This window comes from Microbacterium hydrocarbonoxydans (genome assembly GCF_900105205.1).
Lineage (GTDB): Bacteria > Actinomycetota > Actinomycetes > Actinomycetales > Microbacteriaceae > Microbacterium > Microbacterium hydrocarbonoxydans.
Window position 1 is genome coordinate 1,078,490 of the sequence record NZ_FNSQ01000005.1, and the last position, 18,014, is coordinate 1,096,503.

The 18,014-nt window shown below is 70.5% G+C and carries 14 protein-coding genes and 1 other RNA gene; 11 read left to right on the forward strand and 4 right to left on the reverse strand.

Annotated features, from left to right (window positions below):
• Positions 1-20 precede the first annotated feature (20 nt).
• Genes BLW44_RS05510 through BLW44_RS05520 form a run of 4 tightly spaced genes read right to left on the reverse strand, consistent with a single transcriptional unit; the run spans position 21 to position 4,504 of the window.
• On the reverse strand, positions 21-2,297 hold the full coding sequence (locus BLW44_RS05510; RefSeq protein ID WP_060926688.1) for a transglutaminase TgpA family protein: 2,277 nt from the start codon (positions 2,295-2,297) through the stop codon (positions 21-23).
• A complete protein-coding gene (locus tag BLW44_RS18205) occupies positions 2,294-2,890 on the reverse strand; it encodes a DUF58 domain-containing protein (RefSeq protein WP_254775119.1) in 597 nt (198 codons plus the stop codon). The genes BLW44_RS05510 and BLW44_RS18205 overlap by 4 nt, the downstream gene beginning before the upstream one ends.
• A complete protein-coding gene (locus BLW44_RS18210; protein ID WP_254775120.1) occupies positions 2,845-3,498 on the reverse strand; it encodes a DUF58 domain-containing protein in 654 nt (217 codons plus the stop codon). Before BLW44_RS18210 ends, BLW44_RS18205 begins: the two co-directional genes overlap by 46 nt.
• A 16-nt stretch (positions 3,499-3,514) precedes the next feature.
• Positions 3,515-4,504: an AAA family ATPase gene (locus tag BLW44_RS05520; protein ID WP_060926690.1), complete on the reverse strand. Its 990-nt coding sequence runs from the start codon at positions 4,502-4,504 to the stop codon at positions 3,515-3,517.
• A 178-nt stretch (positions 4,505-4,682) separates the two neighbouring features.
• On the opposite strand from BLW44_RS05520, the gene ffs reads away from it, so the two are divergent.
• The 11 genes from ffs (at position 4,683) to BLW44_RS05575 (ending at position 17,971) form a co-directional block, all read left to right on the forward strand.
• An RNA gene (gene ffs, locus BLW44_RS05525) (signal recognition particle sRNA small type) lies at positions 4,683-4,779 on the forward strand.
• Between the two features lie 44 nt (positions 4,780-4,823).
• Complete coding sequence (locus BLW44_RS05530) at positions 4,824-5,435, forward strand: rhomboid family intramembrane serine protease (RefSeq protein ID WP_245647390.1); 612 nt, start codon at positions 4,824-4,826, stop codon at positions 5,433-5,435.
• Positions 5,436-5,560: 125 nt separating this feature from the next.
• Positions 5,561-6,136 carry a hypothetical protein gene (locus BLW44_RS05535; RefSeq protein WP_074731626.1) on the forward strand — a complete coding sequence of 192 codons (576 nt, stop codon included), beginning with the start codon at positions 5,561-5,563 and terminating at the stop codon, positions 6,134-6,136.
• 61 nt (positions 6,137-6,197) lie between these two features.
• Positions 6,198-8,321, forward strand: a complete 2,124-nt coding sequence (gene pta / locus BLW44_RS05540; protein WP_060926692.1) for a phosphate acetyltransferase — start codon at positions 6,198-6,200, stop codon at positions 8,319-8,321.
• Positions 8,318-9,538: an acetate/propionate family kinase gene (locus BLW44_RS05545; RefSeq protein WP_060926693.1), complete on the forward strand. Its 1,221-nt coding sequence runs from the start codon at positions 8,318-8,320 to the stop codon at positions 9,536-9,538. The genes pta and BLW44_RS05545 overlap by 4 nt, the downstream gene beginning before the upstream one ends.
• Before the next feature lie 52 nt (positions 9,539-9,590).
• Entirely contained in the window at positions 9,591-10,427 is an 837-nt protein-coding gene (locus BLW44_RS05550) for an HAD family hydrolase (RefSeq protein ID WP_420811369.1), read from the forward strand.
• Positions 10,424-12,928 carry a glycoside hydrolase family 65 protein gene (locus BLW44_RS05555; RefSeq protein WP_060926695.1) on the forward strand — a complete coding sequence of 835 codons (2,505 nt, stop codon included), beginning with the start codon at positions 10,424-10,426 and terminating at the stop codon, positions 12,926-12,928. The genes BLW44_RS05550 and BLW44_RS05555 overlap by 4 nt, the downstream gene beginning before the upstream one ends.
• A 3-nt stretch (positions 12,929-12,931) precedes the next feature.
• On the forward strand, positions 12,932-14,011 hold the full coding sequence (locus BLW44_RS05560; protein WP_060926696.1) for a DUF2207 family protein: 1,080 nt from the start codon (positions 12,932-12,934) through the stop codon (positions 14,009-14,011).
• Positions 14,012-14,115: 104 nt separating this feature from the next.
• On the forward strand, positions 14,116-16,443 hold the full coding sequence (locus tag BLW44_RS05565) for a DNA polymerase III subunit gamma and tau (RefSeq protein ID WP_174521353.1): 2,328 nt from the start codon (positions 14,116-14,118) through the stop codon (positions 16,441-16,443).
• Positions 16,443-17,036 carry a recombination mediator RecR gene (gene recR / locus BLW44_RS05570; protein WP_060926698.1) on the forward strand — a complete coding sequence of 198 codons (594 nt, stop codon included), beginning with the start codon at positions 16,443-16,445 and terminating at the stop codon, positions 17,034-17,036. Before BLW44_RS05565 ends, recR begins: the two co-directional genes overlap by 1 nt.
• Positions 17,033-17,971 (forward strand): DMT family transporter, encoded by a 939-nt coding sequence (locus BLW44_RS05575; RefSeq protein ID WP_074731629.1) that lies wholly within the window; start codon positions 17,033-17,035, stop codon positions 17,969-17,971. The genes recR and BLW44_RS05575 overlap by 4 nt, the downstream gene beginning before the upstream one ends.
• Positions 17,972-18,014: the final 43 nt, after the last annotated feature.

An 18,014-nucleotide genomic window follows, 5' to 3' on the forward strand; every position in this document is an offset into this window, starting at 1 on the left:
CAGGAACGAGCGGGACCGGCTCAGCCAGCGCCCGCGGTCAGTGCGAGGTCGGTCCGGCGACTGGCGAAGAGCGACCGCGGAATCAGTGCGGCCCGTACGCGCGGCCATCGATCGACGCTGCGCCGCAGCTGACCCAGCACGGTACCGAGGGCGTCATCCAGATCGGAGGACTGCTCTGACGAGGGACGCGCGTAGCTCGCCCGTTCGATGGCGGCGACGAGGACCTGCATCGCCGCGGCATCCACCCGGTTGTCCCTGATGAGGTCGTCACCGCGCATGCGCGGGGTCTCGGCGTCGGAGAGGGGCAGGTGCAGATCCTGCATCGTGGCGCGCAGCTCGGCCCAGGCGGATGCCGCGTCGCCGCGTCTGGCGGCAGCGCGTCGCGAGGCGGCGATCCCGAAGCGGACGAGCGCCGGGAGCAGCAGCACCACGAGCACGCCGAGCGTCGTCAGCAGCACAGGTGTCGGGTCGAGCCTGCGGAGCTCGCCCGTGCCACCCGCATCGTCGCCGACGTCCTCACGCTCGACCTCCGGACCCGTCGTCGCCTCGGTGCTCGGCGCGGCAGACGGAGCGGGCGTCGCCGAGCCGCCGGACCCGCCGCCCGTGGTCGATGCCGCCTCGAACGCCGTCGGCACGCCCAGCGATGCGGTGGGCTCGAACGGCACCCAGCCGACACCGGGGAAGAGGACCTCCGGCCAGGAATGCAGTTGATCGCTCGAGACCGAGTAGACCGACTCGTCGCCGCGGGTGTTCTCGGTCAGGACTCCCGGGAGGTACCCGACGACGATCCGCACCTCCATGTCGAGGCTCTCGGCCATCAGCGCGAAAGCGCCGGCGAAGTGGATGCAGTATCCGGAGCGCTCGTCGAGGAACTGCGCGACCGCGTCGACTCCGGTGCCGTCGAAGCCCTCGTCGACGGGGGTCTCGAGGGAGTACGTGAACTCGGTGCGGAACCACGACTGCAGAGCCACGAGCCGGTCATAGTCATTGGTGGCGCCGTCGGTCACCTCTTCGGCGGTCGCCCTGATCACCGCGGGCAGATCCACAGGCTCGGATCCCGCGTCCACGACCGGCTCGGCTGCGGGTATCGCCCGGATCTGCTCCAGTGTCGGCGTCACCTCCAGGGAGCGCACCGTGTAGTCGTTGCCGACGGCATCCGCGGCGCGCGAGGTGATGGTGCGGTTGTCCTGGCTCAGACGCCACGCGGAGGGGATTCCCTGCACGCTCACGGCGGGGTACGGGACGGGCAGCCAGGCGCTCGACATGCGGATGATGCGGATCGACGTGCTCGCCTCGGTGGTCTCGACATCCTCGCTCCACTCGTCAGGACCGAATCCGTCCCGCTGGGGGCGCAGGCCTCCGCGATCCGGCTCCCACACCCGTCCGTTGAACTGCGAGAGGGTCGTGAGCCTGAGGTAAGGGGCGGTGTCGGCGGTGGTGGCCACCGTGAGCACCTCGACCGGGTTGGGCTGGCGCAGGTCGTCGCCGAGCCGCAGCGACGCGTCGACCGTGACGCCGACGCCGGTGCCCGCTAGGCTCGCCGCCACCGGGAGCCCTGGCGCGACGAGGACCGTCGCAGCGAGAGCCGCCACACCGACTCCGGAGGCGAGCGCGAGCGACGGGCGTCGCGGCGAGTCGGAGTTCTGCGCGGCCGTGTGGTGCAGCAGCACCAGCATGAGGATGCCGAGCATGACGAACCACACGATGTTCACTCCGCCGAGCGTGACGATCATCGGGACCGAGCCGATCACCGCGGTGAGCACGCAGGCCAGAATCGCACCGCGCAGCGTCACGAGCTGGTCGAGAAGGATGGCGACGAGGGCGAATCCCATGCCCATCATCGCCTGGAGTCCTGGCGAGGCGGCGAGCGGAGCCGACCCGAAGGCGACCTCCTCCCACGCCGCGGCGGCGAGCGCCTGGAAGGTGAACACGGTGGCATCCGTGGGGATGACGCCGAAGAGAGCGGTGTCGCCGGCGACGAGCAGGGTGACGGTGCCGACCGCCGCCAGGATCTGCGCCGCGAGGGTGCCGAGGTCGCGCACCCACTGCGATCGCCGCCTCAGCATCGTGCGCATGACCGTTCCGACGAGGGCGGTGACGACGATGACGCCCAGGACCGCGAGCGACCAGCTGCCCGGCTCGATGACGGACGTGTAGGGCCACATCGCGACGATGCCGGCGCCGGCCGCCAGCACCGACGGCAGCACCGTTCCCGGGGGCAGCTCATGCTCCCGGTGCCAGGTGAGGCGACGTGCGAGGCGACGTGCGCGCGCTTCTCGACGCTCGGCGGCGCTCACCGGGCACGCCCCTGCGGCTCGGCGGGGGCGAGTCCCACACGATCGGGCAGGACGTCCTCCCACGCCTCCGTGATGTCTTCACCGAGGTCCGCGACTCGCCACCCCTGCTGCGCGGCGACATCCTTCGCGCCCGGCTCGAGGGCAGTGGCGAACAGCAGAGGCGCGGCTGCTCCCGCGGGGCGCAGGCGGGCGGCATCCTCCTCGTCGATCCGCCCGGTGATGTAGACCAGCGGACCGGGAGGTGTGCCGCCGACCAGAGCGACCACGTCACGAGCCTCTCCTCGCGGCGCTGTCAGCGCGAGCGCGACGAGCAAGCCGTCCCGGTCGTCTTCGTGGCCGCGCAGCGTGCCCAGGAGCGTCCCGGCGCTGTCGATCACATCGACGCCGTAGCCTTCCTGCACGAGGTGCACGGCGACAGAGGCGCACATCGACACGGCCGTCTCGAATGCAGGGTCGGCCTCGTCGCCGGGGCGCTCCCAGCGCGAGGCGCTGCGGTCGAGGATGACGAGCGCATCCGGGCTGGATTCCTCCTCCTCCTGACGCACCATCAGCTGGCCGCGGTGAGCGGTGGCGCGCCAGTGGATGCGGCGCATCGAGTCCCCGGAGACGTACCGCCGGGGGAGAGGTTGTCGCTCCCCTGCCCCAGGCGGCTCGACGAGGTGTGCGCCGTGCCGCCGGCAGCGCCCACCTTCACGGTCAGAGGGGCGAGGGTGAAGACCTCGGGGACCACCGTCACCGAGCGCGTCTCGCCGAACGCCTGCTCGCGCTGAGCGAGGCCGAAGGGGTCGACGGTTCGGAGCACCAGCGGGCCGATCGGCCAGACACCGCGTCGCACACCGGTGATCAGGTAGCTGAGCTGACCGGTCTCGGACGGGTACTCGCCTGCCGAGTCGCCGCTCACGGCCTCGGGCAGCACATCCCGCCAGAGAGCGCGGGGAACGCGCAACGCGCGCAGCGAGAAGCGCACCGTCACCCTGGAGGTCTCGGAGACCGTGAGCAGATCGGTCGAGATCTGGCGGGCCACCGAACCGGAGCGGCGGGGCGCCCTGACAGCGAGCACGGCGAAGGCCGTGACGGCGATCAGCAGGACGCCGATGTAGAGGAGGATCGGAGCGCCGACCAGGTTGGCCGCGATCAGGCAGCCGAGCCCGGCGACGAGCGCACCGATCCCTCGCGCGGTGAGCGATCGACGACGGGGCATGAGCGGATGCGGTGGGTCAGGAACGGGACGTGACGGGGACGCGCACCCGCTCGACGATCTGCCGGAGGGCGGCTTCGACGGGCTGGGCCCCCGCTCGATGCGCGCCCCGGGCGGGCAGCAGCCGGTGTGCGAGCACGGGGATCAGAAGAGCGGTGACGTCGTCGGGGATCACGAAGTCGCGTCCGTCGAGCGCAGCCCAGACCTTCGCCGCCCTGATCAGCTGCAGGGTCGCCCGAGGGCTGGCGCCGAGGTGAAGATTGGGATCGGCGCGAGTCGCCTGGGCGAGAGCCACCGTGTACTCCTCTAGCGCCGGAGCCACGTGCACGGAGCGGGCCCAGGCGATGAGTCCCGAGATCGAGGCGGCATCGGCGACCGCGGTGACAGCGGCGAGCGGGTTCACGGTATCGCGCTGTCGCAGCATCTCGGCCTCTGCGGCCGCGTCCGGGTAGCCCATCGAGATGCGCATCATGAAGCGATCGCGCTGGGCCTCGGGCAGCGCGTACGTGCCCTCCATCTCGAGCGGGTTCTGCGTGGCCACGACGAGGAACGGGTCCGGCAGCATGTGCGTCGATCCGTCGACCGTGACCTGTCCCTCCTCCATCGCCTCGAGCAGAGCGGACTGCGTCTTGGGGGACGAGCGGTTGATCTCGTCGGCGATCACGATGTGCGCGAACACCGCGCCGCGCTTGAACTCGAACTCGCGATCGACCGGGTTGTAGACGCTGACCCCGGTCACGTCTCCCGGCAGCAGGTCGGGGGTGAACTGGATGCGCCGCACGGTCGCGTCCACGCTCGCCGCCAGCGCGCGGGCCAGCATCGTCTTGCCGACGCCGGGGACGTCCTCGATCAGGAGGTGGCCCTCGGCGAGGAGGCACACGAGAGCGCTGCGCACGGCATCCGGCTTCCCGTCGATCACCCGACTGACGGAATCGACGATCGCCGACGTCTGCACCGCGAACTGCTCGGCGTCGACGACGGTCGGGATCAGGGTCGGATTCTCTGGCATGCGTTCCCTCTCACTGGGCGCTGCGGTGCGCGTGAACCGATCGTAACCCGGCTGCCACCCGATGGGGTGAGAACGGGGGAGTGCGGATGCCGCTGCGCACACAGCTGCACAGCTCGGCTGCGACCTCGGGAGTCGACGGCCTGTCGAAGAGCACGTCCGGACATCGGCTAGACTTGTCGACGGCTCTCCGCGTGGCGGCATCCAGGCCAATTCCCCCAGGGCGGAAACGCAGCAAGGGTAACCGGGCTCTGCTGGGTGCGCGGAGGGTCACTTTCTTTTCTGTCAGCGTCCTCGGGGGCAGCCCTGCCAGGATCGAGACGTGACAAGGCCAGACGTGAACCGCACCGCCGATTCCCCGCGCTCGAGTGCGTTCAGCCGATTCCTGTCGCCGCTCCTGCTGCTCGCGCTGATGTGGGCGATCCAATTCGCCGACGCGGTCCTGCCGGGCTCGTTCACCGGCTTCGGGCTCCGCTCCTGGGATCTCTCGGGCCTCGGGGGCATCCTCCTCGGTCCGCTGCTGCACGCGAACTGGGCGCACCTCGTCGCGAACTCGGTGCCGCTACTGGTGCTGGGATGCCTGGTCGCAGTCGAGGGCTCACGCAGGTTCTGGACCGTCACGGTCATCGCCGCCGTCGTCGGAGGCCTCGGCACCTGGCTCGTGAACGCGCCAGGTGCGCTGACGGTGGGCGCATCGGGACTGGTCTTCGGCTACTTCGGCTACACGGTCATGCGGGTGTTCGCCCCCGGCCGTGTCGCGCATCGGGTGATCTACGCGCTCATCGCGCTCGCAGTGATCGCCGTGTACGGAGGCTCGATGCTCGCCGGGGTCGTCGGGGTGCGTGAGGGCATCTCGTGGCAGGCTCACCTCTTCGGTGCGGTCGGAGGAGGCCTCGCCGCCTTCGTCGGGCGGAACACGTCAGGACGCCGGTGAGCACCACTCGCCGGGGGAGCCGCGCACCCGCGCGCCGCGCACCCGCGCGCCGGACGAAGAAGCGCTCGGGGCGCCGTCGGGGAGGTGCACGGCGGATGTCGCCGCGGCGACGGGCCCAGCGGCGGATGCGGCGCGTGCGCCTCCTGCGACGCATCGCCCTCGCTGCCGCTGCAGTCATCGTCGTCGCGCTCGCCGCGGTGCTGATCCCGCTCGGACTCGCGCACGAGAAGCCCGCCGCGGTCTGCCTCGGCGATCCGAGCACGTTCCCCGAGACGGGTGTGGCGGGCTGGCACGGCGAACAGCTCGAGAATGCGGCCACCATCATGCAGACCGCGACCTCGCTGGGATTCGGCCGCGACGGTCAGGTGCTCGGCGTGATGACGGCGATGGGGGAGAGCAGCCTGCGAAACATCGACTACGGCGACTGGGAGACCAGCGGATTCACGAATCCCGACGGCAGCCGCACGACGAGCATCGGCCTGTTCCAACAGCAGGACTGGTGGGGCACACCCGAGCAGCGGATGGATCCGGCGACCGCCGCGACGCTGTTCTACGAGCGGTTGGCCCGCGTGCGCGGATGGCAGAGCATGGAGCCCTCGCTCGCCATCCACCGCGTGCAGATCAACCTCGACCCCACCTATTACACGCGCTACTCCGACGACGCCGTCGCCGTGGTCGACGCCCTCTCGCACACCTGCTGATCCGGATTCGCACGGCCGGCCGTCCAGCGCCCTCAGGGCGAGGTGCGCCTAGGGTGTAACCGTGGCGCAGAGCATCTACATCACCTCGGCCGAAGGCCATACCGGCAAGTCCACCATCGCCCTCGGCGTGCTCGACGCGCTCATGCGCGTGACGCCCAGGGTCGGCGTCTTCCGACCGATCGCCCGATCGGTGACCGAGCGCGACGACGTGCTCGAGCTGCTGCTCGCCCACGACGGCGTCAATCTCGATTACGAGGACTGCATCGGCGTGACCTACGACGACGTGCGCGACGATCCCGACCGCGCGCTGTCGACGATCGTGGCCCGGTTCAAGGCGGTCGAGAGCCGATGCGACGCGGTCGTCATCATCGGCAGCGACTACACGGATGTCGCGAGCCCTGCGGAGCTGGGGTACAACGCCAGGATCGCCGCGAACCTCGCGGCCCCCGTGCTGCTCGTGCTCAGCGGCCGCGATCAGCAGCGGCAGGCCGAGCAGCTGGGCACGACCACCGCCCGCACCCCCGCAGCCGTGGGCCAGATCGCGGCTCTCGCACTCTCGGAGCTCGAGGTCGAGCGGGCCGAGCTGTTCGCCGTGGTCGTCAACCGCGCAGATCCTGAGGCTCTCGACGAGATCGAATCGGCGGTCGCGGGCGTGCGACCGGAGAAGACCACGCCCGTCTGGGCGATCCCCGAGGACCGCACCCTTGTGGCGCCGTCGATCAGCGGCATCCTCACCGCGGTCGACGGGCGTCTCATCAAGGGCGACCCCGACCGCCTCGCGCGCGAGGCCCTGACTATCGTCGTCGCCGGGATGTCGATGGTGAACGTGCTGCCCCGACTGACCGAGGAATCGGTCGTGGTGATACCGGCCGATCGCACGGAGGTGCTCCTGGCGACGCTGCTCGCCGATGCGTCCGGCACCTTCCCTCGGGTCGCCGGCATCATCCTGAACGGACCGTTCCCGCTGCCGGAGCCCATCGTGCAGCTCCTCGACGGCTTCTCCTCGACCGTGCCGATCATCGCGACCGATCTCGGCACGTACGACACCGCGGTGCGGGTGATGGGCGCGCGAGGGCGCATCTCGCCGGAGTCCCGCGGTCGCTACGATCGCGCGCTGGGTCTCTTCCAGACCCACGTCGACGTCGCCGAGCTCACCACTCAGCTCGGCCTCGCCGAATCGCGCGTGGTCACGCCCCTGATGTTCGAGTACGGACTGATCGAGCGCGCCCGCGCCGATCGCCGCCACATCGTCCTGCCCGAGGGCGACGACGACCGCATCCTGCGCGCCGCGGCCACGCTGCTCGCCAGAGACGTCGCCGACCTCACCATCCTCGGCGACGAGGCAGCGGTGCGAGCGCGTGCGGTCGAGCTGGGGGTCGACATCACGGCAGCGCAGGTGATCAGCCCGAACGACCCCGAGCACGTCGAGCGCTTCGCCGCCGAGTACGCGCGGCTTCGTGCGCACAAGGGGATCACGCTCGCGCAGGCGGCCGACACCGTCACGGACGTGTCGTACTTCGGGACGATGATGGTGCATCTCGGCCTCGCCGACGGCATGGTCTCTGGTGCGGCGCACACCACGGCGCACACGATCCGGCCCTCGTTCGAGATCATCAAGACCAAGCCGGGCGTCGACGTCGTCTCGAGCGTGTTCCTCATGGCGCTCGCCGATCGGGTGCTCGTGTACGGCGATTGCGCCGTGATCCCCGATCCCACCAGCGAGCAGCTGGCCGACATCGCGATCTCCTCTGCCGCGACCGCACAGCAGTTCGGCATCGAGCCGCGCATCGCGATGCTCTCGTACTCGACGGGCGAGTCCGGGACCGGCGCCGACGTCGACAAGGTCAGGGCGGCGACCGCTCTCGTGCACGAGCGTGCACCCGAACTGCTCGTGGAAGGTCCGATCCAGTACGACGCGGCGGCCGATGCCGCGGTCGCGAAGGCGAAGCTGCCGGACTCGGCCGTCGCAGGGCGCGCGACGGTGTTCGTCTTCCCCGACCTCAACACCGGCAACAACACGTACAAGGCGGTGCAGCGGTCGGCGGGCGCCGTCGCGATCGGACCCGTGCTGCAAGGGCTCAACAAGCCGATCAACGACCTGTCGCGCGGAGCCCTGGTCGACGACATCGTCAACACCGTGGCGATCACGGCCATCCAGGCCCAGGCTGCGGAGGCGACGGCATGAGCGCGATCCTCGTCATCAACAGCGGATCGTCGTCGCTGAAGTACAGCCTGATCGACATCGAGAACGAGAACGAGCTCGCCGCAGGGCTCATCGAGCGCATCGGTCAGGATGTCAGCGCGATCACGCACACCGTGCGACCCGACACCTCGACCGGTGCGGTCGTCGCGATGCTCGACGCGTCCTACGAGACCGAGAGGCCCGTCGCCGACCACGACGCCGCGTTCGCGGTCATGCTGGAGCAGTTCGAGGAGCACGGACCGGTGCTCGCGGAGCATCCTCCTGCCGCCGTCGGCCACCGGGTCGTGCACGGCGGCGCCCGCTTCTACGCGCCGACCCTCGTGACGGCGAACGTCGAAGAGCAGATCGAGGAGCTCTCGGTGCTCGCTCCGCTGCACAATCCGGCGAACCTCGCCGGGATCGTCGCGGCCAGGGCCGTGTTCGTCGACGTCCCGCACGTCGCGGTGTTCGACACGGCATTCCACCAGACGCTGCCGCCCGCGGCGTACACCTACGCCATCGACGCCGACCTCGCCGCGGAGCACCGGGTGCGACGCTACGGATTCCACGGCACGAGCCACCAGTTCGTCAGCGAGTCGGCCGCCGCCTTCCTCGGGCGCGATCTCGGCACGCTCCGCCAGCTCGTCTTCCACCTCGGCAACGGGGCGTCGGTGACAGCCATCGACGGCGGACGCTCGGTCGAGACCTCGATGGGGCTCACGCCGCTCGAGGGTCTCGTGATGGGCACGCGATCCGGGGACCTCGATCCCGCGGCCCTCGTGCACCTCTCCCGTCGTGCCGGGTACTCGATCGATGACCTCGATGTGCTCCTGAACTCCCGCAGCGGCCTGCAGGGGCTCGCTGGTCGCAGCGACATGCGCGACATCCTCGCGGGGAGGGATGCCGGCGACGCGGCGGCGACGCTCGCCTTCGACGTGTACATCCACCGGCTGCGTGCCTACGCCGGCTCCTACATCGCCCAGCTGGGTGGTGTCGACGTGATCTCCTTCACGGCCGGCGTGGGGGAGAACGCGGCGGCGGTGCGCGCCGAGGCGATGGCGACCCTCGGATTCGCGGGGGTCGAGATCGATCACGGGCGCAACGCCGCGCGTCAGCGGGGCATCCGACGGATCTCCACCGACACGTCGACCGTCGAGGTGCTCGTGGTGCCGACGAACGAAGAGCTCGAGATCGCCAGACAGACTTCGCGCCTGCTCTGATTCATCCGCCTCGGGGGTTACCGACGGTGCCGCACCGCACTACGCTTGCACAGTGGCACGGAGAGGTGCCGGAACCCTCGTCCTTCTCCTGGAGGCTGCTGTGCCCGAAGCCCTGCCCGATCCGCTCCGCGCCGATGGCGTCCTGTTCGACCTCGACGGCGTGCTGACGCCGACCGCCGAGGTCCACATGCGCGCGTGGAAGGTCGTGTTCGACGACGTCTTCGAACGCTGGGGCATCACCCCGCCGTACTCCGATGCGGACTACTTCGACTACGTCGACGGCAAGAAGCGCTACGACGGCGTCGCGAGCCTGCTGCACAGCCGCAACGTCGAGGTGCCGTGGGGTGCTGTCGACGATCCGCCCGAGGCCGAGACGATCTGCGGCATCGGCAACCGCAAGAACGCCGCCTTCGCCGAATCGCTGCGCGCCGAGGGCATCGCGCCGTTCCCCGGCTCGCTCGCGCTGATCGAGAAGCTCTCCGCCGCAGGGGTGCCCATCGGTGTCGTGTCGAGCTCGAAGAACGCCGAAGAGGTGCTGACCGCCGCCGGCATCCGCTCGTTCTTCCCCGTCGTGGTCGACGGCGTGGTGGCCGAGCGCGACCACCTCGCCTCCAAGCCGGCCGCCGACATGTTCCGTGCCGGCGCCGTCGCGCTCGGGGTGGATCCCGCCCGCAGCATCGCCGTCGAGGACGCGACGTCCGGCGTCGCCTCCGCCGCGGCCGCCGGCTATGCGACCGTCGTCGGCGTCGACAGGGGCGCGGGCGCCGATGCCCTCCGCGAGGCCGGCGCGACCGTCGTCGTCGAGGACCTCGCCGTCTTCCTCTCGGACTCCGGGTCCGCAGCTCCGTCCCCCCAGGCCACCCCCTCCGACCCCGAGGAGACCGCATGATCGACCGCGACCGCTTCCCCGTCGACCCCTGGCGCCTCATCGAGACCCGCTACTCGGAGGACGGAGTGGCCGAGACGCTGTTCGCCGTCGGCAACGGGTACCTCGGACTTCGCGGCAATCACATCGAAGGACGCGGCGCGCACGAGCACGGCACGTTCATCAACGGACTCCACGAGACCTGGCCGATCCGGCACGCGGAGCAGGCCTTCGGCTTCGCCGAGGTCGGCCAGACGATCGTCAACGCGCCGGACGCCAAGGTCATGCGCGTGTACGTCGACGACGAGCCGATCTCCTTCGACGAGGCGGACGTGCGCGAGTACCGCCGCACGCTCGACATGCGCACCGGCGTGCTGGAGCGCGTCGTGGTGTGGGAGACCCCGTCTGGCAAGCGCGTGCGGATGCGCGACGAGCGCATCGTCAGCTTCGAGGAGCGCCACCTCGCGATCCTCCGCCTCGAGGTCGTCGTCGAGAACGCCGACGCCCCCGTGACGATCAGCTGTCAGATGATCAACCGTCAGGACGGTGCCGGCGTGTATGCGGGCACCCCGAACCAGGCGAAGAGCGGCTTCGATCCCCGCAAGGCAGAGAGGATCGCCGAGCGCGTCCTCGAGCCGGCCGAGCACTGGCAGGACGACCTGCGCTCGGCCCTGTCGTACACCGTCGCGGCGTCCGGCATGACCGTCGCCGTCGTCGCCGATCACGTCATCGACACCGAGAACGACTACACCTCCCGCACGCTCATCGAGGAGGACATCTCCAAGAACGTGTTCCGGGTGCAGGCGAAGGCCGGTGTGCCGATCTCCGTCACCAAGCTCGTCAGCTACCACACATCTCGTGGTGTGCCGCCGCGGGAGCTCGTCGACCGCTGCCGTCGGTCGCTCGACCGCGTCGCCTTCGAGGGCGTGCAGGCCCAGTTCGATCGGCAGGCCGAATGGCTCGCCGCGTTCTGGGCGCGCAGCGACGTGCAGATCGGCGCGCACGACGACATCCAGCAGGCGACGCGCTGGTGCCTGTTGCAGCTCGCTCAGGCCTCGGCGCGCGCCGACGGCACCGGAGTGCCGGCGAAGGGCGTCTCCGGGTCGGGGTACAGCGGGCACTACTTCTGGGACACCGAGATCTACGTGCTCCCGTTCCTCACCTACACGTCGCCGCAGTGGGCGCGGAATGCGCTGCGCGCTCGCGTGCTCATGCTCCCCGCCGCCCGCCGCAGGGCCGCGCAGCTCAACGAGGCGGGCGCGCTGTTCCCGTGGCGCACGATCAACGGCGAGGAGGCCTCGGCCTACTACGCCGCCGGCACCGCGCAGTACCACATCAACGCCGACGTCAGCTTCGCGCTCGGCAAGTACGTCCGCGCCACCGGTGACGACGACTTCCTGCGTCGCGAGGGCATCGACATCGCGATCGAGACGGCGCGTCTGTGGGCGACGCTCGGGTTCTGGCGCACCTCGCGCCTCGTCGCCGACACGACAGACGACGACGGCATCGAGACGTTCCACATCCATGGCGTCACGGGGCCGGACGAGTACACGACCGTCGTCAACGACAACCTGTACACGAACGTCATGGCGCGCTACAACCTCCGCTATGCGGCGAAGGTCGTCCGCGAGGCGCAGGAGGCGAACGGCGAGGAGTTCGCCAGGGTCGTCGAGCGCACCGGACTCGCCGAGGGCGAGGCCGAAGGATGGGAGCGGGCAGCGGATGCCATGTTCATCCCGTTCAGCGAGAACCTCGGCATCCATCCTCAGGACTCGCTGTTCCTCGAGCGCGAGGTGTGGGATCTCGCGCACACTCCGGCCGAGCAGCGCCCGCTGCTGCTGCACTTCCACCCGCTGGTGATCTACCGGTTCCAGGTGCTGAAGCAGGCGGATGTGGTTCTCGCCCTGTTCCTGCAGGGCAACCACTTCACGCCGGAGGAGAAGAAGGCCGACTTCGACTACTACGACCCGCTGACCACGGGCGACTCGACGCTCTCTGCGGTCGTGCAGTCGATCCTCGCCGCCGAGGTGGGCTATCAGGACCTGGCGCTGCAGTACTTCCGCCAGTCGCTGTTCGTCGACCTCCACGATCTGCACCACAATGCGGCGGACGGCGTGCACGTCGCATCGGCCGGTGGCGTCTGGACTGCGCTCGTCTGCGGCTTCGGCGGCATGCGCGACTACGCGGGGGAGCTCAGCTTCGACCCGCGTCTCCCCGCGGACTGGCCCTCACTGTCGTATCCCCTCCAGTGGCAGGGATCGGCGCTGCAGATCACCCTCACCACGGGAGAACTGCGCGTGCGGGTGCTCACCGGCGACCCTGTCCCGTTCACGGTGCGGGATGTCGCGTACATCGCGACCGTCGAGCAGGAGGTCGTCGTCCCGCTCGCCGATCAGGGACCGCTGATCCCGGGTCGGCCGTCGCTGCGGCAGTTCGCCGATGCGCTGCGAGAGGACGGGACGCGGCTGTCGGCATCCGTGCCGGTGATCACGACCGCCATCCCGATCATCGAACCGATCGACTGAGGGGTGCTGATCACCGCAGCGCTGTTCGGGCTGGCGCCCGCCCTGCTGCTGCTCGTTCTCGCGATCGTCGAGCGCGCCCGCTCGGTGCAGCGGGTGTCGTCGCCAGGGCCGAGGTTCGCTCCGGCGCCCGGCGCGACGGTGCTGTACGACGCGCTGCTGCTCGACGCCGACCGTCGAGCGATCGCGGCCGCGCTGATCGATCTGGCGGTGCGCCGCAAGGTGCGGCTGCTGGTCGACGCGGATGCCGCACCGCAGGGCGGCGGACGGAAGCGCGCTCCCGTCGCGATCGAGGTCGTCGACGGCGCGACGTTCGCGCCGGAGGAGCTCGGCGTCCTCGAGGCGCTGTTCGGGCCGGACCACACGTCCGGACGCGTGCGGCGGTTCAGCTCGGACGGCCGGGCGCTGCACCGGCGGGTGCGGGCGGTGCTCGATGAAGCCGAGTCGGGACTCGCCGCCGCTGGCCTGCTCGCCCGCGGGCGGCGCGGGTGGGCGACCTACCTGCTCCGCGTGGCGGCCACGCTCGTCGTCGGAGTATGCCTGCTCCTTCTCCTCGCCGCCTGGGCGGTGAGCGAGCCGGGGGCGGCGCTCTACGTCGTCCTGTTCGCCGGTCTTGTCATCGCGATCGCCACCATGGTCGTCGCTCCGGCGCCCTGGCGGCGGTTCCGCCCCGCCGCGCAGCCGATGCGCGAACACCTCGCCGGGATGCGCGAGTACATCGCACTCGCTGAGGCCGAGCCGCTGCGGTTCTCACAGTCGGCCGACGGGGCGGAACTGCGGCAGGATGTCTCGCCCGAGGCGGCGAGCGAGCGATTGCAGCGATTCCTCCTGAACGAGAGGCTGCTGCCCTATGCGGTGCTCTTCGGGCTGGAGCGCTCGTGGACGTCGGTGCTGAGAACCGAATCGCAGGAGCTGCGCCTCGCCGATGGCGTGGACGGCGCGCTCGAGGTCGCCGGAGGCGTCATCGAGGTGATCGAGCTGGTGGGAGGAGTCGTGCATCTCGTGAGCGCGGTCGGCGATCTGATGGACGCCACCGGCGGTGTCGTCGAGGTCGTCGGGGGCGTCTTCGAGGCCGTGTCGTCGTGATCTCGGGTCCGCGAACCGTGCCAGGAGAGGGCACTGAAGCCCACCGCGGTCGGTCGCGCTGTTCCGCCTGCCTGAACGTCCGTGGCACGCCGTAGGCTGTTCTGGTGACCACAGCCCTCTACCGCCGCTACCGCCCCGAGTCGTTCGGCGAGATGATCGGGCAGTCCCAGGTGACCGAACCGCTGATGACGGCCCTCCGTGGCGACCGTGTCGGCCACGCCTACCTCTTCTCCGGGCCGCGCGGCTGCGGCAAGACGACGTCTGCGCGCATCCTCGCCCGGTGCCTGAACTGCGCCGAGGGGCCCACAGACGTGCCGTGCGGCACCTGCCCGAGCTGCGTCGAGCTGTCGCGGGCCGGCGGCGGGTCCCTCGACGTGGTCGAGATCGACGCCGCCAGCCACAACGGCGTCGACGACGCGCGTGACCTGCGCGAGCGCGCGACGTTCGCTCCCAGCCGCGACCGCTACAAGATCTTCATCCTCGACGAGGCGCACATGGTGACGCCGCAGGGGTTCAACGCCCTCCTCAAGCTCGTCGAGGAGCCGCCGGAGCACGTGAAGTTCATCTTCGCGACGACCGAGCCCGAGAAGGTGCTCGGCACGATCCGCTCGCGCACGCACCATTACCCGTTCCGGCTGGTCCCGCCGGCCGCGATGCTCGAATACGTCGAGAAGCTGTGCACCGAAGAGGGTGTGATCGTCGAGAAGGGCGTGCTGCCGCTCGTCGTCCGCGCCGGAGGCGGGTCTCCTCGCGACACGCTGTCGCTGCTCGACCAGCTCATCGCCGGCTCCGACTCGCCTGCAGGCTCCGAGACGGTGACCGTCGCATACGAGCGCGCCGTCGCACTGCTCGGCTACACCCACGCGGCGCTGCTCGACGAGATCGTCGACGCACTGGCATCCGCGGATGCAGCAGCGGCGTTCCCCGCGATCGATCGTGTCGTGCAGACGGGCCAGGATCCGCGGCGCTTCGTCGACGACCTTCTCGAGCGGCTGCGCGATCTCATCGTGATCGCGGCCGTCGGAGCCGGGGCGTCCTCGGTCCTGCGCGGCATCGCCGAAGACGAGCTCGCCCGCATGCGGACGCAGGCGGATGCCTTCGGCGCGGCGCGCCTGTCGCGCACCGCCGACGTCGTCAGCGCCGCCCTCGACGACATGTCGGGTGCGACCTCTCCGCGACTGCACCTCGAGCTCATGGTGGCGCGCGTGCTCGCCGCGGCGAACGACGCTCCGGCCGCGGGAACGCCGGCGGGTGCGGCTGCTCCCGTGCGGGCGAGTGCTCCGGCATCCGCTCCGGCTGCTGCTCCTGCCGCTGCCGCTCCGGCTGTTGCTCCTCCTGCTCCTGCTGCTGCTGCTCCTGCGGCTGCTGCTCCTGCTCCTGCTGCTGCTGCTCCTGCGGCTGCTGCTCCTGCTTCGTCCTCGGCGCACGATGCCGCAGCGACCGCCTCCGCAGAATCGACGTCGTCGGAGTCCGCCGCGGCTCCGGCCGCAGCCGTGCCGGCCGTCGAGCCTCAGGCCGCAGAGCCGGTCGCCGCACCTGTGGGACCTGTGACGCTCGAGCACATCGCTGCGGCGTGGCCCGCCGTCCTCAAGCGGCTAGAGACCATCAGCCGCACCTCGTGGCTGCTGGCGACTGCCGTGCAGCCCCTCGCGTACGTCACGGACACCGAGGTGCTCACCCTCGGGTTCGCCAGCCAGCACGACGTGGCGAAGTTCAAGGGCACGACCCCGGGATCCGGCCCGTCCGACCACCTGCGCACCGCCATCGAGCAGGAGGTGGGCGTACGTGTGAAGTACCTTCCTGCCCCCATGCCGGCCGGGGGAGCGCCTCGTCAGCCCACGACGTCGTCGTCGAGCGGACCCGCCGACGACGCCCCCGTATCGGAGCCTGCGTCAGCGGGGTCCCCCCGATCGCAGAGCCGAGCCACGACCGCAGCGTCGGTGACCGAGTGGGCGGTCGCCCCGATCCCGGCATCGGCCGAGGCAGTGCCGGCTCCCGCGGCGGTGTCCGCACCGGCGCCGTCGACGGCGGCCCGGACAGCGGCTGATGCATCCGTGCCGGCAGGGGATGCCGTCGCGACTTCGCAGCCCGCGCCGCGTGACCGTGACGAGCCGCCGCCTCCCGTCGACGACGAGCCGCCGTATTACGACGACGAACCCCCGTACGATCCGGCCTACGAGCCCGCCCCGCAGGCGAGCGCGTCCTCCGGACGTCCCGCATCCGGAGCATCCGCTTCCGTGCGGCCTGCCGCTCCTGCGCAGTCCGCTGCCGTGCCCTCCACTCCGGCGCGCGCAGCATCCGCCGCACCGGTCGTCACCGAGCGCGCCCCCGCCGGGGGAGTCCAGCGCTACGGCGAGGCCGTGATCCGCCAGGTGCTCGGCGCGACGTTCGTGCGCGAAGAGCCCTACGAGCCCCCGACGAGGTTCTCCTGATGTATGACGGCATCGTGCAAGAGCTGATCGACGAGTTCGGCCGGCTTCCCGGTATCGGACCCAAGTCCGCGCAGCGCATCGCGTTCCACATCCTGCAGACGCCGACGTTCGATGTCGCGCGCCTGTCCGAGCTGCTCGTCGAGATCCGGGTGCGCGTGCGCTTCTGCGAGATCTGCGGCAACGTCGCGGAGCAGGAGCGCTGCGCCATCTGTCGCGACCCGCGACGCAATGCGGCCCTGATCTGCGTGGTCGAAGACGCGAAAGACGTCGCGGCCATCGAGCGCACGCGTGAGTTCCGCGGCCTCTACCACGTGCTCGGCGGGGCGATCAGCCCGATCGCGGGTATCGGGCCCGACGACCTGCGCATCGCCCAGCTCATGACGCGTCTCGCCGACGGGACGGTGCAGGAGGTCATCCTGGCGACCAACCCGAACCTCGAGGGCGAGGCCACCGCCAGCTACCTGAGTCGACTGCTCACGACGATGCAGATCACGGTGTCGCGTCTCGCCTCGGGTCTTCCCGTCGGAGGCGACCTCGAATACGCGGACGAGGTCACCCTCGGTCGCGCCTTCGAGGGCCGGCGCGTGCTGTGAACGCGCAGGGCGGCTTCTCGCGACGCGGTTGGCTGCTCTTCGGGGCGATGGCCCTGCTGTGGGGCGTGCCCTACCTGTTCATCAGCATCGCGGTCGAGTCCATCTCTCCGCCCGCGATCGTGGCCGGGCGCACTCTCATCGCTGCGCTCCTGCTCCTGCCGTTCGCGATCCGCGGGGGTGCGCTGCGCGCCGCCCTTCGACACTGGCCGTGGGTTCTCGCCTTCGGGATCATCGAGATGGCTGGCCCCTTCGTGCTGCTCGGTCACGCCGAGATGACGCTTCCCTCGGGGATGACAGGCCTGCTCGTCGCGACGGTGCCGCTGTTCGCCGCGCTCATCGCGCTCGGAGGAGGCGATCGGGCGGTGCTGCGTCCATCCCGCTCGATCGGACTGCTCGTCGGATTCCTCGGGGTGGCGATCGTCGTCGCCGGTCCCGGACTCTTCGGGGGCCAGGTGAGCCTGCTTGCGGCGGGCGAGGTGCTGCTGGTCGCGATCCTCTACGCCATCGCCCCCTTCATCGTGGCGCGCAAGCTGAACGACGTCCCCTCCCTGGGAACGATCGTGCTGTCGCTGCTGATGATCGGAGTGATCTACCTGCCGATCGGCATCCTCACCCAGCACGAAGTCCCCACACTGCCGTCGGTCGGAGCGCTTCTCGCTCTCGCCGTGATCTGCACGGCTGTCGCGTTCCTCGCCTTCTTCGCGCTGATCCGCGAGGTCGGCCCCGTGCGCGCCCCGCTGTTCACGTACGTCAACCCGGTCGTCGCGATCATCCTGGGCGCGATCGTGCTCGCCGAGCCGCTGACCCCTGGACTGCTGATCGGATTCCCGCTCATCATCGTCGGATGCTGGTTCGCCGCCACCGGCGGTCGCTTCCGCCCTCCGGCATCCTCTGCACCCGAGCTCGTCCCCGCGCCCCTGCCGCCCGCGCCTTGACGCCACCCCTCCGCCCCCTCTGTCCCTCCTCGTCCACCCTCCT

Excerpts from the sequence above, each read along its gene's own strand:
- BLW44_RS18205 (WP_254775119.1), bottom strand. The coding sequence starts at position 2,890 with ATGCGCCGCATCCACTGGCGCGCCACCGCTCACCGCGGCCAGCTGATG.
- BLW44_RS18210 (WP_254775120.1), bottom strand. The coding sequence starts at position 3,498 with ATGCCCCGTCGTCGATCGCTCACCGCGCGAGGGATCGGTGCGCTCGTC.
- BLW44_RS05520 (WP_060926690.1), bottom strand. The coding sequence starts at position 4,504 with ATGCCAGAGAATCCGACCCTGATCCCGACCGTCGTCGACGCCGAGCAG.
- BLW44_RS05535 (WP_074731626.1), top strand. The coding sequence starts at position 5,561 with ATGCGGCGCGTGCGCCTCCTGCGACGCATCGCCCTCGCTGCCGCTGCA.
- BLW44_RS05545 (WP_060926693.1), top strand. The coding sequence starts at position 8,318 with ATGAGCGCGATCCTCGTCATCAACAGCGGATCGTCGTCGCTGAAGTAC.
- BLW44_RS05555 (WP_060926695.1), top strand. The coding sequence starts at position 10,424 with ATGATCGACCGCGACCGCTTCCCCGTCGACCCCTGGCGCCTCATCGAG.
- recR (WP_060926698.1), top strand. The coding sequence starts at position 16,443 with ATGTATGACGGCATCGTGCAAGAGCTGATCGACGAGTTCGGCCGGCTT.